The organism is Candidatus Pelagibacter sp. PS_41 (assembly GCF_059417725.1).
The window spans coordinates 150,044-166,666 of sequence record NZ_CM182062.1 but is presented as its reverse complement, the minus strand read 5'-3'; the positions used below and the strand labels follow the sequence as shown (position 1 = coordinate 166,666).

Here is a 16,623-nt window from a genome sequence, read left to right as displayed (position 1 = left end):
AAAGCTGTTATTTACATTCTAAGATAAAAAACTATAAACTAACATCAAATTAAAATAATATCTTAATTATATGAGTGACAATAATCATAAACTAAACACTTATTTATATGATAAAATTAAAAACATAAATAATGTTAAAATTCTAGAGTTTGGTGTCCGAGAAGGTATCTCAACTAAACTGTTTGTTAGTTTAGCTGAAAAAAACAATGGAAAGGTATTTTCTGTAGACTTAGATAATTATAGTAATCTTATAAACTCAAATACCTGGAAGTTTATCCACTCAAGAGATGATAATTTTGAATTAATTAAAAGCAAAATCGATAATGAATTTGATGTAATTCTTTTAGACAGCCAACATGAAGCAAATCACGTAAAAAATATAATTTATAATTATTATGATCTTTTAAAAAAAGGTGGATATTTTTTTATTGATGACATTTCATGGTTACCTTACTTAAAAAATAGTTATCGAGACAATTTTTGGTGTGAAATAAACAATAAAGAAACATTTAATGTTATTTTAGATATTTATTCTGATAACACATCTAATTTTGATTTAGAGTATTCTTTTATTTCATCAGGCTTTGCTTTACTCAAAAAGAAAACTAATGATACTCTAAATCCAATGAGAGAAAAAAGGGGCAGATCCTTTTCCATAAAAAATCTATTACGTTTAACAAAAAAAAAATTTTATTTGAAAAATAAAATAAAAATATATTTTTTTCACCCTTACTCAGGGGTAGGCGGAGCAGATCTCTCAATTTCAAGACTTATTAATGGTTTAGATAAAAATCATTTTGATATTGATTTTATAAGTATTAATTCGCCAAAGTTAACAAATAAAATATCAAAAAAAATAAAGTACAGAAAATTAAACTCATCAAGAACAATTTATTCTTTTAGGAAAATAAAACAGATAATTAAAAAAGATCAAAACTTTGATAGGAAAATTTTTATATCAAACCAGTATTTTGCGAATGTCTTATCATTATTTTTTTTAAAGGGTTTGGAAAACTTAAAAATTATAGTTTTTGAGAGAAATCATTTATCAGAGCTTTCAAATTACATTAACTTTAGAGATTTATTCAAAAAGATTATTATAAAATTTTTAGTTAAGATTTATTACAAAAAAGCTAATTTGATAATTTCTAATAGTAAAGAGTCAGCTAATGATTTAGAAAAATTTGTTAATAGAAAAGTTTTATCTTTATACAATCCAAGTTTTTTTAATTTGAAAAAAAAGAGAAAAAAAAAATTTTGATAAAATTAAATTGATAAATGTAGGAAGATTTGTTGAACAGAAAAATCAAATCACAATATTAAAAGCTATAAAGAAATCGAATTTTAAAGAAAAATTTGAAGTAACTCTCTTTGGTTATGGCAAAGATTATCTCTATTTGAAAGACTACATAAGAAAAAATAATTTAGAAAATGTGAAATTAGTTCGAAATATTTTTGATAAAAATGAAATTTATTTAAATGCAGATTTATATGTTGGTTCATCTTTGTATGAAGGTTTTCCAAATACTTATGTGGAAGCAGCTAGCTATAGAATTCCCATTATTTCATCAAATTTTAAATCAGGTCCTAAAGAAATATTATTGAATGGTAAAGCAGGAACTTTTTTTCCTATTAAAGACTCAGATAAACTATCAAAACTACTGGATGATTTTTATTTAAATAGAAATAAATACTTAAAAAAAGAAATTATCTGTTCAAAAAATTTAAAAAGATTTTTGTATCAAAAAATTACAAAAAAATTTAATTCAATTCTAAAAAGATTAAATTAAAATTTTATTTATTGGACTTGACCAAAAATATTTAGAATAAGTTTTTTACTGATGGGTTCTTAAAATCTAAGTCTATTAAAGTTATATCTTATTTTTGATATACCAGTTAACTGTATTTCTAAGTCCTGTGTCTATACTGGTAAATTTTTTAAATTTTGTAATTTTTTTAATCAAAAAGTTACTTCCATGTGTTTTGTAAATATCTCCCTTTTGTAAATTTCTTTTAGTTATTTTTGGTTTCTTTTTTGTTAATAAATCAATCTTGCTAATTATTGACATTAACTTTACAGGTTTGTTAGAACAGATATTATAAATTACATGCCTCTTTTTAGATCTAATTTTAATTAATAAATTTAATATTTGACATACATCTTTTACATATGTCCAGTCTCTGACATGTTTTCCAAAATTATTTAGATAAAATTTATGATTTTTATAAAATGAAGATTTTAGATATTTCATCATAAACATATCGGGTCTTCCCCACTCGCCATAAACTGTAAAGAACCTCAGTCCAATCAACTGTATATCGTTATAAAGCGATGTAACTTGACTTATTTCTTCATTAACTTTTTTTGATAATCCATATACATTTTTTGGGTCTATTTTTTGACCTTCTTTTAAAGGAAATTTTTTCGAATCTCCATATACGGAACTAGATGAAGCATATAGAAGTTTTTTAACTTTAAATTTTATTGATGCATCTAAAATATTGTAAAAGCCTAATATATTACTCTCCACAAAAGCTGTCGGATTATCTATTGAATATCTTACGCCAGCTTGAGCTGCTAGATTAAAAACAATATCAAATTTTTTTTTTTTAAACATTTCTTCAACAACTTTTTTTTCATTTATATTAACTCTTAGAAAATTAAATCTTTTAGATTTTTTTAATATAGATATTCTTTTTTTTTTAAGATCAATAGAGTAATAATCATTTAAGTTATCAATACCTGTGATTTTATGATTAGACTTATTTAATAAAAAATTAGCTAAATTGAACCCAATAAATCCTGCGGCACCAGTAATTAAAATTTGCATAAATGAAATACTGATATATCAATAATTTTATAAAAAAAATATAAAAAATTTAATCCTTAAAATTGCAGTAATCAGACTAGGCTACGTTGGATTGCCTATATTATCAACCCTTTCAAAAAAATATCAAACTACTGGTTTTGATATAAATAAAATTAGAATTTCATTTTTTTACTATTCAAATTAACTTATAATTTTTATTAACTTTGTATAATGAGAAAAAAAAGTAAAATTTTTACAATATTTTTTTATTTCTATCTTTTTTTTATAAACTATTTCTTTGCTTGAATTTTTATAATCATAAAAATTATTTACCAGACTTTTATAATTATCATTTTCAAATAAATATCCTCGCTTGGACTCATTTAATATTTCTGAAGGGCCAGTTTTTGAGTCTGCTGCAAAAATTATCTTATTTAAACAACCTGCCTCAACTATAGCAAAACCTGGATCTTCATATAATGAGGATGAGACAAAACATTGACATTGATTTATATAACTAAATACATTTTTTTTAAAACCTAATAAAAAAATTTTTTCCTCTAATTGATATTTTTTTATTTGAGCTTCAAGATTTGTTCTTTCTTCTCCTTCTCCTAATATAACAAGTTTAATATCCGGGTATTTTTTATTTATCTCATTATAAAATTTTATTAAAAGAGAAAAATTCTTCTGTCTAGTTAGTCTGCCTATACTCAAAATATAAGTATCCTTAGACAATGACTTTTCAATAGTTTCATTTTTATTAATAAGAATGTGTTTTATTGATATTACGGGATCATAAAGAATTTTGAGTTTTTCTTCAGGAAAAATCTTTAACCTTTTTAAATTATCGTATGTAGTTTTTGTTGGACAAGTTACAATTTTAACTTTTTTTGAAAATTTTGACCAAAAAAATTTTCTTAAAAAATTCATTTTTGGTGTACCAGATATTCTTATAATTAACTTTGTTTTAAAATCAAAAATATTAAATAAAAGAAGAGGTAATGAAATTATAAGGTGAGCTATTAAGTACTCTGGTTTTTCATGCTTTAATAATTTTCTTAATTTATTAAAACTTAATAAAAAAATTAATATTTGTGATAATCTACTTTTAACATATCCACCTTTTGGTAAAGAGTTGTAATATTTTTTTTTATCAAGACTAATCACATTTAAATTTTTTGTCTTATCTGATTTTTCTATCCATTCTCCTGTAGCATCAATTATGTAAGGCTGAATTTTTTTTTTCTTATCAAATTTTTTTATAGATTTTATCGAATTTACAACTGCATCTATGGTTGCAATATTAGATAAAAACGGAGACCAGTAAAATATTTTCATAAATAAATCTTTTTTTATATTTGTGTAAAAAAACAGTAATACAAAAAATTTTTATCAAATTGATCAACTATTATTCATTATAATAATTTTTCATAATCTTAAAAGTTTTCTCTAATCCTTGAGAAATATCAAATTTAGGTTTCCAGCCTGTTATTTTTGAAATTTTACTTATGTCAGTATTAAATTCCATAGGACCAGATACCTCTTGATTTTTTGATATTATTTTTTTCCCAGAAAGGTTTTGAGTTATTTCACAAATTTTTTTCAATGATGTCATTTTTCCGGATCCTAAATTAACTACTCCTTCATAATCAGTATCAATTATTTTTAAAACAGCATCAGCTGCGTCCTCTGTAAAAATAAAATCTCTCTTTGGTTTATCTGACCAAATAGTAGCTTCTTTTTTTTCAAAAATATCCTGCATAATTGTTGGAATCAAATCTGGTCTTTTAAGTCTTGTATAACCATAGATGTTACTCAATCTAATTATTATCGATGGAACTGAAGTAGAAAAAAAATTTACAACTTGCTCGGAAAGATATTTGCTAAAAACGTATTTGTTTATATAAGGATTAATTTTTTGATCTTCGTTTACTGGAATACTAAAAAATTTTTGGTCATATAATAAGATTGTTGTAAAACAAATAAATTTTTTTAAATTTCTCTTTGAAAAGTATGATAGAGCTTTATTAAGCGGATAAACATTTAAATCAATACCCATATCTGTTACTTTATTTATTTCATGATGATTTGAACTTCCTATTAAAAAAATTACTTTGTCAAATTCAACATTATCTAATTTAGATAGCTCGTCCAAACTATTCATTTGAATATGTTTATTTAAACATTCTTTTGGTGGCTTTGTTCTTCCGACTGAAATAATTCTTGAGTCTTTTGAGAGAATTACTGGTCCAAAAAACCCACTACCACCAAATAACAAAGTTTTACTCATTTTTTAAATCTCTTTTCATATATGTCTTTAATACCCTCAGATAGTGCTATTGGTTTAAAATCTGGAAAATTTTTTTTTAATTTTGAAATATCTATATCTTTCCTCATCTGTCCATTAGGTTTACTTTTGTCATAATTAATTTGAATACTTTCAGCGCCACATGCTTTAAGAGCAATTTTCGCAATTTTATCTACTGTATAGTTTTCTGTTGTAGCAATGTTCATGTTATAAAACTTATTTTTAATTATCATCTCTTTAATAAGTAAAGCAACATCTTTAGCATGCATAAACTGTCTTAAAGGAGTTCCATCTCCAAATAATGTTATTGAATTTTTTTTATTTTTTTTCGCTTCTATAATTTTGTCAATTAATGCACCTACAAAATGCCCTTTAACAGGATCAAATTTGTCAAATTCGCCATACAAATTACAGGGAATTAAATAATTATAGTTAGTATTAAATTTTTTATTATACATATCTATTTGTATTGCTAGACATCTTTTTGCATAAGAATAGGAGAATAAATCTTCGTGAGGTGCACCTTGAATAAGCTTATCCTCATCGATAGGATATTTTTTTATATTATCTGGATAAATACATGAACTTAATAAACCAGTGAATCTTGAGACATTGTTTTTGAAACTTTCTTTTAAAACAAAAGTATTCATAATTATATTTTCTTCAAAATATTTTACAGGTTCCTCAATGTTATGGTGAACTCCACCTACTAATGCAGCAAGATGAATCACAATATTGGGTTTAATTTCTTTAAACATTGTCTGAACTTGATTTTCTTTAAGTAAATTATAGTCTTTTGATCCAACATATTCTGCTTCTGGAAGTATTTTTTTTAAATAACTTCCAATTAGACCTGTGCCACCAGTAACTAAAATTTCTTTACTCATTATTTCTTAACTCCAGAAAACACATATCCAATTGGATATATTATTATTGGATCTTGTTTCATAAAAAAAAATAAAATTTTATCTAGTAAAATCATTAGGGTAATTAGAATATGATAAATTATAGGTAAAAATTTTAAGTATCCTCTTAATAATGAAAAACTAGCCAAAAATGGACCCATACCGAGTTCTTTTATCTTGATATTTTTAAAATTTTTTTTTTGCAGTTCTTTTTTAATTAAATCCTTAGTGTACCTGTTGTAGTCCTTGGGTGCGCCATGAATTCTATATAAGAATGGAGTTGATCCATAAATTTTACCATTTTTTTTCAACATAAAATAAATATTATTTAAAGGTTGATTAATATTTCTTAGATGTTCTAAAACATTAAATATGATTATATTATCATATTTTCTTTTATGATTTATTTTTTTTTCTAAATCTAAAAACAAAAATTTTTTATTTTTTTTATCAATATTGGAGTAAAAAGTTTTATACTTTTTTGAACTTTCTTTCAAAAAGTTTCTATTTAATTTATGACTAGCACCAAACTCTAAACAAACTCCATTTAAATTAACATTTTTAAATGCTTGAATTTGTAGATTTCTTAAAACACTATTATTTGAAAATATCAAACTAAAATAATTCATCATTAACCATTTTATAAATTATTTTTTTAAAATTTGTTTTTGGTTGCCATTTAATTTTTTTTTTGGTTTCACTTATGTCTGCTTTGTATCCACGAATATCTAGCTTTCTTTTAAATTTTTTTACATTAGTATTTAGGTGTTTTTTTTTTATATTTAGTAATTTGAAAACTTCATTAACAAATTCCTTTACACTGTGAACTTTCCCGGTTCCTAAGATTAAATCTGAAGGTGATTTCTGCTGAAGCATAAGCCAAAACCCCTCGACATATTCTGGTGCCCATCCCCAATCTCTATAAATATTTATATTCCCTAGCTTAAGCTTCAATCTGTTATTTTTTTTTATTTTTTTTGAAATATTAATAATTTTTTTTGTTACAAATTCATCTGATCTTAAACTTGATTCATGATTAAATAAAATTCCTGTACAACAAAAAATATCATAATTTTCTCTAAAAACTTTCACTAGCCAGTAGCCAGTAGCTTTGGATATACCATATGGACTTTGTGGATTAATTTTTGAATTTAAATTATATTTATTGTTTTTATTATCCCCATAAAATTGTCCAGATCCTGCATTAAATAATTTTGTCTTAAGGTTTTTATTTTTTATAATTTCTAAAATATTTAATAAACCTAGTGCATTACTTTTTAATGAGCTTATAGGGTTAGTAAACGACCCAACTACTGATGAATCTCCAGCTAGGTAATAAATTTCACTAATTTTTGAATTAAGTATTTTTTTACAAAAATTTAAATCAGTTGCCTCACCCTTATACAATGTAATACTTCCTTCTATTTTTAATCTTTTTAATCTATACAAATTGTCAGAAGAGTTATTTCTAGTAGTACCAAAAACTTTGTATCCCTTTTTTAGCAAAAAATGAGATAAATAAGCTCCATCTTGTCCACTAATTCCAAAGATAATTGCAGTTTTTTTTATTTTCATATGATTAAGATTTATCTTATTACTTATTAAAAATTTGAATACACTATTTTTTTTATGACAAAAACATTAATATTTACAGCGACCTATAACGAAAAAGAAAATATTAAGATCTTAATTGAAAAGATAGTTAATTTAAATAAAGATACTGATATATTGGTTATTGACGATAATAGTCCAGATCAGACTGGTGAACTGTTAAAAGACCTTCAAAAAACAATGTCTAATTTGAAAGTTATTATAAGGGGAAAAAAATTAGGTTTAGATACAGCTCATAAACTAGCATTCAAGTATTCAAAAGAAAATAACTACCAAAAACTTATAACCCTTGACGCTGATTTATCTCATGATCCTATGGAGATTCCAAAAATTATTGATTTATTAGACACCAATTCTTTTGTAATTGGATCCAGATACATAAATGGAGGCAAGTGTGAAATGTCTTTTTTAAGATTAATTTTAAGTGTAATTGGCAACAAAATTATAAAGCATATTTTAAATATAAAATCTAATGAATTTACAACTTCTTTTAGAGGATTTAATTTAATTAAATTAAAAAATTTCGATTTGCATATGGTTAATTCTAAAGGTTATAGTTTTTTCATGGAAACAATTTTTATTTTGAATAAACTTGGTTATAATATTTATGAAATACCAATACAATTTAAAAATAGAACTCAAGGTAAATCTAAAATTCCTAAACTAGAAGTTCTAAGAACACTTAAAAATTTATTGATTATTTACTTTAAAAAATAAAATATTTAATTATTTAAATATATTATAATCATCTATTATTTGTTTTGAACAATTATCCCACAAAAACATGTTTGCTCTTAACTTGCCCACTTTAATTAGTTGAGTTTTAAAACCTTCATCATTCATTAACGGATTGATAGAATCTATAAGCGTAACTTTATCATTAAGATCAAAATACATTGCTGAGTTTTGGCATGTTTCTCTGAACACAGCAATCCTAGAGTATATTAAAGGGCACCCAATTACCCTAGCCTCTAAATTAGGCAAATTAAATCCCTCATATTTTTATGAGTTTAACATACATAAGGAATTTTTTATTAAAATATTTTGACTAAAAAACTGTTTAGTAATTTTATAATTAAAAATAATTAATCTGTCCAACAAATGAACTTTCAAAAAGAAAAAAGTAAGCAATCATGAAAAATAATATTCCAACAAAAATTATCATTATTTTTTTCATTTAAAATTGAAAATATATAAATTTTTTAACCCCAAATTGTCCAAACATTATCATTGAAACTACTATTAGTGTATATAAAGAATATTGAAGAATCTTTGGTAAATATGATATTGCATATCGTTTATTTTTTATCTCCTCAATTATTTCATGAACGAAAAGACCTGAAAATAATATTAAAAATTTCACTATATAATTAATCGTTAACTCATCGATTGTCCAATTAGTAATTATTAATTTAAATAAATCATATGAGTGAGTTAATCCTTCAGATCTAAATACTAACCAGCCAATGCATGCTAAATTAAATGTAATAAAGATTTGTAAATTATTCTCAATTTTATCCCAATATTTTTTTATAAAGTAATATCCCCCAATAAGTATTGCGTGATAAACTCCAAAAAAAGCATAATTCCATCCAGCTCCATGCCAAAGCCCCAACAAAAACTCTGTAAGAAATAATACAACCATAAAAAATACTAAATGACGAAATTGAATACTTTTCCCCCTGAAGATTTTAGAATTTTGAAAATAAATATACAAAGGTGAAAACATATAGTCTCTAAACCATGAGGATAATGAGATATGCCATCTTCTCCAAAAATCAGAGATATTTTTTGAAAAGTAAGGTCTTCTAAAATTTTCCATTAGTTCAAACCCCATCATTTTGGCTAAACCAATAGCAATTAAAGAATAACCAGAAAAATCACAATAAATTTGAATTGCAAAAGCATAAGTTGCTATAAATACCAATGCTCCATTCTGGTTTGTGCTATTAATGTCATATATTGGATCAACCATGTCTGCCATATTGTCAGCTATAACAGTTTTCATAAACAGTCCCCAAAAAACACAATACAAACCTTTTTTAAAATTTTTAAAATTTAAATCTCTTTTATTTAATACTTGGGGCAAAAATCTTATCCCTCTTTCAATTGGACCTGCTACTAATTGAGGAAAAAAGGAAACATATAATGCAAAATCAAAAAAATTTTTGCAAGGTTCTAGTTTGCCCCTATAAACATCAACAGTGTAGCTTATAGTTTGAAATGTATAAAAAGATATTCCAATAGGCAAAACAATGTTAAGGAAAGTAGGATTTATTTCAAGTCCAAAAACGTTTACTAAATTACTAAATTCTAGCGCAAAAAAATCGTAATACTTAAATACTCCTAATAGAGATAAATTTACAAAAATACTTATATATACGAAATATTTTTTGTTTTTTTTTTCACTTTTATCAATAAATAATGCACAAAAATAGTCAGTTATTGTTGAGGTAAGTAAAAGACCTAAATACTTCCATTCCCAAGCACCATAAAATATGTAGCTTGCAACTAAAAGAATTTTGTTCTGAAAAAAATGGTTAGATTTTAAATAAAGTAAAAAAACAATTACAAAAAAAATTAAAAATGTGGTGCTGTGAAAAAGCATCAGTGTATTAATTGATGATTACTTGCTATCAATTATAACTTTTGCTAAATCATTTAGACTTTTAAATTTATCAAAATCTAGTTGTTCCATATCTAATCTCACACCTAGCTCTTGATCAGCAAAAGTAATAACTAACATCATTGTAAATGAGTCAATATCTATATCTACAAATTCATCTTTTATGGTTTTTTCTGTTTGTTTTTCAATAATTTTTTTTAGTTTTTGTGCTATTTGATTTTGATCCATAATATTTAACTTTTTAGGTTTATTTTTTTTTGATATTTATATAAAGCAAACTTAAATCAAATGGAATACCATTTTTGGTATTAATTTTTTCCAATTCAACTTTTAAATCTATCAAAAAACTATCTTTATTCTCAATTTCAGAGATAATTTGTTCTGATCTAGATTTCCACCATTTCATGTGCTCATCAAAATTTCCAAAAATCTTCTGTTTTACATTTTCTACATTAATTACATAGTCATTTTCATCAAAAAACTCTAAGAGGTGATCTCTCATATGTGTAGTTGATAATCTTTGCGATAATGTTGCAGCATTCATTATTTGTTTAAAATTTAAATGTTTTTTCATTGCTAAAATAATAGGATTTTTAAAGCTAGCACCATCATCTTTTTCTGTGAGCATTATATCTAGACTTCCATTTTGTTTTAAGACTCTTTTTATCTCTTTAAGTGAAGATTCGATTGAAGGGACCCAATGTAATGCAAGAGTTGAAGTAATTTTATCTACACTATTATCATCAAGCGGTATTTCAGAAAATGTTCCTACTTTAAATTCAACATTTTCAAAATCAGAATATTTTTTTTTTGCAACATCTAACATACCTTCAGCAGGCTCTACTCCAATAAAATTTATCTTTTTATCATTGATTTTTTTACCAAGGATATCAAAAACAAATCCTGTTCCACATCCTACATCTAAAACCACTTTTTCTTGATTATTAAAAGTTATATTCTTTACAAATTCTTCTGTTTTTTTTCCATAAAGAAAATTTTTATTTGTTGGGTCATCATAATGACCAGAATTTCTTTTTGAATAATTTTCAACAGTTTCTTTTCTGATAGTGCTCATTAATTAATATATTGTGATTAATTTACGAAATCTTATATAGTAAACTTTATATATGTCAAATAACTTTTAATATGATTTCATGAAAAAAATACTTAATTATATTTTGATTGCTGTTTACATTTTAGTCTTTAGTGAAATAATATTAATTACATTTTCAAAACTATTTACAATTTCTACTTTAGAAAAATTAAAATATGCTAATAAATTTATAGTAAATAATGTTGAGGGTGAGAAAGTTTTTAAGTCTCATAAAAAAAATTATTCTGGTGATATTATGGGTGTAAATTTAAGATTCAATTCATTAGGTTTTAGAGGTAAAGACATTTCAAAAAACAACATTGATAATGAAAAAAAAATTATGGTACTAGGAAGCTCTCTAGTAATGGGATGGGGCATTGAAGAAAATAAAACATTTGCCAAAATTTTAGAAAAAAAAATAAATGATAATAAAAAATTCTACACAACCACCACTGTTAATACAGGGATTATGCATACCAATACAGAGTTTCATTATCATGTATTTAAAAAAAATTATGAAACTATTAATCCTGATTTAGTAGTACTTGGATATTTTATTGATGATGCTAAAAATTTATCAACAAAAAAATTACCTTTTTTTGTTAAAAATTTTTTTTTGGGATCTGTTATTTATCAAGTATTAAAATCTAGTTCAGCTGAAAATTTAGATGAGTATTATTTAAGAATTAACAATAAAAAAAATGAAAATTGGCAAAATGTTATAAAAAATGTAAATAAAATAAGAGAATTATGTGAGAAAAAAAATATAGAATTTTTAGTAGTTATATTACCAGATTTCTCAAATTTTTCTGAAAACAATTCTTTAGATAATCTTTATATAGATATTTATAATAGATTTAATGAAGATGAAATACTTACCATAAATCCATACAAATCTCTTCAAAAAGAGTTTAAAAATAATGAAAAAAACTCCTGGATAAGTAGTGACGATAATCACCCCAACGGAAAAGCAAATGAAATAATTGCGAATGAAATTTTTGATGTCATTGATACTAATAAATTGTTACATATAAAAAATTGATGCAACTTTATTTAAAGAAAATATTAAATTATCTTTTTTTATTAATTTTTATTTTTATAATCATCAATTTATTAATTTCAATTTCTTGGCAGATTTATTCAAAATTGAATAAAAAGCCTAATGCTTACAATCAAAAACAACTAGAATTATTAAATCTTTCAAATTTAGACTCTGAAAAATTATTTAGAGAAACATGGATAGATAGACATTATGTCTATGATCAGTTTACAGAATATAAGGAAAAAGAAAAGAGTGGCAGAGAATTTGTAAATATTTCAAATAAAGATGGGCGAAAAATAATTAATAATAAAAATTGTAAAACAAATTTTGCATTTTATGGATCTAGCATAACTTTTGGATACAACGTAACGGATCAAAAAACTTTTTCCCAGTTATTTAAGAATATACTTGATGATAACTACAAGTTTGGATGTGTTTATAATTACGGCAGAGCTGGATATGGATCAACTCAAGAAAATATTCTTTTTATAAAACATATTATTGAAGATAAATTTAATGAAGGAGACTTTATTTTTTTTTTAGATGCAGCAGCTGAAAGAGGAATAAAAAAAGGTGTAAATACAGATTATCTTTCTTATGCACAAAATTTATTTAATGTTCCATATCACTTGAAATTTATAGATTCATTTAAACTTTTTTGGAACACACTACCATTCAATCAACTATTATTAAGGTTTAAGCAGAAATTAAATCAAAAAAATAAAGATCTTTTTCTAAGTGATAAAAATAAAACTAGTTTAAGTGATATTGTTGATGTTTTTGAAAAAAATATAAAGATAAGAAATAATATTTGTGATGCTTTCAATTTAAAATGTTATACATTTATACATCCTCAGTCTGGTGTAAACGGTACCTATTTTAAGAAATTTACTCAATCAACTTATCCACAAACTGGAACCTATGACCTAGAAGATAAAGGTATAAAAAAATTAATTAATGAGAGAAAAGCTAAAATAAATAAATTGTTAGAAGTAAATTCCACAATAGATTTGGGTATTGCATTTGATAATTCAGAACAAATTACATTTATTGATCGAAATCATTTTTCACCATATGGGCATCTATTAATTGCTCAGTTTATTTTTGATATGATCAAAAAAGATTTATTAAAATATTAATTACAATAATTTATACTTTTATCAGTTCCAAATTTTGGAAAATAATCTGCATATACAGCATCTAAATATTCATTAAAATTACAAATTAACTCTTTTTCTGTTCCACCAGGATAACCATCATTTAATCTATACACAAAAACTTTTAATCCTAACAATCTTGCTTTTTTAAAAAACTCTGAATTTTTATAAATAGAATATCTGCTTACTGACAAACCATAAATGTTGTGATCTTTTAATTTTTTCAAAAAAATATCTGAAAAAAAATTGTTTCTCAGAATTTTTTCAGAAACTATTATGTTTTTAATGTCATTATCAAATGCATAAATAAGCTGTTTTTCATCATAAATTTCATGGTAAAAATTTTCATTTTTAGGAAAACTTTTTAATAAAGTTTTTAAATCATCAAACTTATCTGTAAATATAATTGTATCCTCATGACTATTATGCCAATTAATTATTTTATCTAAATCAAGAGGGGTATATTTTTTTAGAATTTTAGTATTAATAAAATCTTTTTTGTTAGGTGGTATTTTTTTTTTATAATCAGTCATATTTTGCCAGCTTTCCCAATCATGAACAGCCACTAATTGATTGTCTGATGTTAAATTTAGATCAAATTCAAATAACTTAACTCCTTTTTTATAGTTAAAATTTATTGCTTCTAATGAATTAGTGTATTTATGATTATTTATAGTTCCTCCAGCATGTGCAATAAAATTTTCATATTTAATTGAATATTTATTAGAATTGAAGATGAGCTGAGAAAAATTATTTAATCTAAGTTTAATATATAAATATTTTATTTCTCTAAACAAATTTCTTACATATGTGTAAAAATTAGGATTAACATTTTTGATGGATAATTTAATTTTTTTGACAAGATACTTTAATGAATTATTAGGTTGTAATTTTTCAAATTTTTTAATTTTATCTTTTATAAAATTTATATCTTTATTTGAACTAGACTTAATATTTATATTTTCTAAATAATAGATATCTTCATCATTAATATTATAAAATTTTAATGTATAATCATTTCCCTTTATAATTTTTAATAGTCCAAATTCACATTTTTTCATTAAATCAAAAAAAATATTAATTTCACTACATTTTGCAATAATATCTAGTTCATTATTTGTAATGATATCATTTTTATGTTTTACAATAATATCATGTAGGCGCTCTTTTGAATTACCATCAACATCTTCTGTTGATAAATAAATATTATTACTTGTTTTTATCAAAGGAAGTTTAATATTTAATCCATTTTGAAAAACTAAGCTTTCATTTTTAAAATCTAAATTGAAACTGTAATTGAATAAATTTTTTTCTTTTTTAACTATTTCTTTTTCATATTTTTTTATAATCTTAAAATCATTAAAATCAGGTGATATTGAGTAATCTAAATCATTAGATGTAAACTTATTTTTCATAAGGCTTTTGCCAAGACCAATTTTGTTTTTATTGTAAAGATAATCTAAAATAGTTGCCGGTATATCAAAATGGTTGCCACTTGCTTCAAAAAATTTCTTTTTATCAATTTTATAAGGATCAATAATCAAAAAAAGATTTCTTCTTTCATTTTCATCATCAAAAAAATTTTTTTGAAAAAAAGAATTCATTAATAAATGATCTGAATGAATTACTATCAGATTATTTTTATTTAGATCTTGTTCATAAATTTTATTAATGAAATTATTTACAAAGATATCTGTACATTTGGCAATTTTTAACATTTGATTTTTTATAAATGGTGTAATTTTTTTACATAAATTTGATAAAAGGCCTGAAGGTGCATGATTATCTAGGGTATTGAGCCAAATGGCATATGGTTTTCCAATATTTTCTAATTCAAATATCTTTTGTTCAGCAAATTCTAAAACATGATTATCATGAACTCCCCAATGACTAATTTCTAAATTCTTATTTTTGAAAATTTTTTGGATTTCATTTTTACCAAATTGATTTAGTACATTATGTAGTTTGTAAAAATTTCCATTTCCTGCGAACTTTAATGAAGAACCCTGAATTAAAAATTGATCATAATTTTGATAATCCAAGTAATCACTCAAGCAAATTGAGTTTGGTGAAAAACTATTAAAAAAATCTAATGAGTTTGAATTATCAACATAGGTTATTGGCTTGCCACAATTAGCAGCAACTAGACCTGCTATAGTCCAGTCAGTATAATCCTTGATTTGTTTAATATTTGTAAAATCATAAGTATCTTTTCTATTTAATAAGTCTAATTCTATTTTTTTAGACAATTTTTTACCATAATATGTTCTCTCAAAACTTTCTAAAGATATAAAAATTAAATCTCTTTTTTCAAATTTTTTATCTAAATCCTCTAAATCATAATAATAATTTGATATTTCCAATTCATCATTATTTGTATTATAAAAATTCTTCCATTCTACATAACTTAAAATTATTGAAAAAAATGCAGGGTTTAAAATTAATAAAATTATAGATAATTTATGATTAAAATTATTTTTTAATAGGTTTATTTTTAAGCTAAGGAAATAACCAAGTAAAATAGTTAATATTAATAAAAAAATATCTAATATAAAGACTAAAAAATATGGAGCATAAGTTCCTGAATTTAGATTAAAATTAAGATGATACCAAAATGATCTTGTGAATCCTGATCCTGTAATTTCATCTACAAATAAATATAAAACTAAGATTAAAATATTTACTAGCAATAATGGGGATAGAGGTCTAAATTTACTTTTATCTTGTATTAAAAGCGCACTTAAAAAAAAACTTAAAAAAAATATATAAAAAAAAATCATTTATTAGTATTACTATATATATAAAAACAGATACTTAAACAGCTTAGAGCATAAAAATAAATTTGGCGATTATTGTCCCAAATACCCTAATTTAAAATTACTCAGATATTTTAACAATATTTTTCTAAAAAAATATTAACTATACATGACCTGATACATTAAAAAAAAATAAGGAATATAAGCAAATTGACTTTGAATTTAGAAAAAAAATTTTTGAAAAATACTGATGAATTTTTTCATATGATGTTGTCAGTCTAAAAAAAATTGCAAAAAATTTTTCTAAAAATT

General features: G+C 23.3%; 16 protein-coding genes. 5 read left to right on the top strand and 11 right to left on the bottom strand.

Annotated features, from left to right (window positions below):
- The first annotated feature begins 70 nt into the window (after positions 1-70).
- A complete protein-coding gene (locus AC5SL8_RS00875; protein ID WP_494580127.1) occupies positions 71-1,261 on the top strand; it encodes a CmcI family methyltransferase in 1,191 nt (396 codons plus the stop codon).
- A 10-nt stretch (positions 1,262-1,271) separates the two neighbouring features.
- Positions 1,272-1,790, top strand: coding sequence for a glycosyltransferase (locus AC5SL8_RS00870; RefSeq protein WP_494580126.1), 519 nt, complete (start codon positions 1,272-1,274; stop codon positions 1,788-1,790).
- A gap of 81 nt (positions 1,791-1,871) precedes the next feature.
- On the opposite strand, the gene AC5SL8_RS00865 is transcribed toward AC5SL8_RS00870, so the two are convergent.
- From AC5SL8_RS00865 to AC5SL8_RS00840, 6 genes are all read right to left on the bottom strand, one after another.
- On the bottom strand, positions 1,872-2,831 hold the full coding sequence (locus AC5SL8_RS00865) for an NAD-dependent epimerase/dehydratase family protein (RefSeq protein WP_494580125.1): 960 nt from the start codon (positions 2,829-2,831) through the stop codon (positions 1,872-1,874).
- A 180-nt stretch (positions 2,832-3,011) separates the two neighbouring features.
- A complete protein-coding gene (locus AC5SL8_RS00860) occupies positions 3,012-4,151 on the bottom strand; it encodes a glycosyltransferase (RefSeq protein ID WP_494580124.1) in 1,140 nt (379 codons plus the stop codon).
- Between the two features lie 70 nt (positions 4,152-4,221).
- Positions 4,222-5,103: an NAD-dependent epimerase/dehydratase family protein gene (locus tag AC5SL8_RS00855; protein WP_494580123.1), complete on the bottom strand. Its 882-nt coding sequence runs from the start codon at positions 5,101-5,103 to the stop codon at positions 4,222-4,224.
- Positions 5,100-6,008 carry an NAD-dependent epimerase/dehydratase family protein gene (locus tag AC5SL8_RS00850; RefSeq protein ID WP_494580122.1) on the bottom strand — a complete coding sequence of 303 codons (909 nt, stop codon included), beginning with the start codon at positions 6,006-6,008 and terminating at the stop codon, positions 5,100-5,102. The genes AC5SL8_RS00855 and AC5SL8_RS00850 overlap by 4 nt, the downstream gene beginning before the upstream one ends.
- Positions 6,008-6,658 (bottom strand): class I SAM-dependent methyltransferase, encoded by a 651-nt coding sequence (locus tag AC5SL8_RS00845; RefSeq protein ID WP_494580121.1) that lies wholly within the window; start codon positions 6,656-6,658, stop codon positions 6,008-6,010. Before AC5SL8_RS00845 ends, AC5SL8_RS00850 begins: the two co-directional genes overlap by 1 nt.
- On the bottom strand, positions 6,642-7,601 hold the full coding sequence (locus AC5SL8_RS00840; RefSeq protein WP_494580120.1) for a GDP-mannose 4,6-dehydratase: 960 nt from the start codon (positions 7,599-7,601) through the stop codon (positions 6,642-6,644). Before AC5SL8_RS00840 ends, AC5SL8_RS00845 begins: the two co-directional genes overlap by 17 nt.
- A gap of 54 nt (positions 7,602-7,655) precedes the next feature.
- Here AC5SL8_RS00840 and AC5SL8_RS00835 point away from each other — a divergent pair, with 54 nt between their 5' ends.
- Complete coding sequence (locus AC5SL8_RS00835; protein WP_494580119.1) at positions 7,656-8,354, top strand: glycosyltransferase; 699 nt, start codon at positions 7,656-7,658, stop codon at positions 8,352-8,354.
- A 9-nt stretch (positions 8,355-8,363) separates the two neighbouring features.
- Here AC5SL8_RS00835 and AC5SL8_RS00830 read toward each other — a convergent pair whose 3' ends face one another.
- The 4 genes from AC5SL8_RS00830 to AC5SL8_RS00815 form a co-directional block, all read right to left on the bottom strand.
- Positions 8,364-8,564, bottom strand: a complete 201-nt coding sequence (locus tag AC5SL8_RS00830; protein WP_494580118.1) for a hypothetical protein — start codon at positions 8,562-8,564, stop codon at positions 8,364-8,366.
- Between the two features lie 250 nt (positions 8,565-8,814).
- Positions 8,815-10,245, bottom strand: coding sequence for an MBOAT family O-acyltransferase (locus tag AC5SL8_RS00825; RefSeq protein ID WP_494580117.1), 1,431 nt, complete (start codon positions 10,243-10,245; stop codon positions 8,815-8,817).
- An 18-nt stretch (positions 10,246-10,263) separates the two neighbouring features.
- Entirely contained in the window at positions 10,264-10,491 is a 228-nt protein-coding gene (locus AC5SL8_RS00820; RefSeq protein WP_494580116.1) for a phosphopantetheine-binding protein, read from the bottom strand.
- A gap of 19 nt (positions 10,492-10,510) precedes the next feature.
- Positions 10,511-11,338, bottom strand: a complete 828-nt coding sequence (locus AC5SL8_RS00815; RefSeq protein WP_494580115.1) for a class I SAM-dependent methyltransferase — start codon at positions 11,336-11,338, stop codon at positions 10,511-10,513.
- Between the two features lie 79 nt (positions 11,339-11,417).
- On the opposite strand from AC5SL8_RS00815, the gene AC5SL8_RS00810 reads away from it, so the two are divergent.
- Positions 11,418-12,398 carry an SGNH/GDSL hydrolase family protein gene (locus tag AC5SL8_RS00810; RefSeq protein WP_494580114.1) on the top strand — a complete coding sequence of 327 codons (981 nt, stop codon included), beginning with the start codon at positions 11,418-11,420 and terminating at the stop codon, positions 12,396-12,398.
- On the top strand, positions 12,398-13,537 hold the full coding sequence (locus AC5SL8_RS00805) for a hypothetical protein (protein WP_494580113.1): 1,140 nt from the start codon (positions 12,398-12,400) through the stop codon (positions 13,535-13,537). Before AC5SL8_RS00810 ends, AC5SL8_RS00805 begins: the two co-directional genes overlap by 1 nt.
- On the opposite strand, the gene AC5SL8_RS00800 is transcribed toward AC5SL8_RS00805, so the two are convergent.
- Complete coding sequence (locus AC5SL8_RS00800) at positions 13,534-16,335, bottom strand: sulfatase-like hydrolase/transferase (RefSeq protein ID WP_494580112.1); 2,802 nt, start codon at positions 16,333-16,335, stop codon at positions 13,534-13,536. The two genes, AC5SL8_RS00805 and AC5SL8_RS00800, sit on opposite strands and share 4 nt — an antisense overlap.
- Between the last annotated feature and the right edge of the window lie 288 nt (positions 16,336-16,623).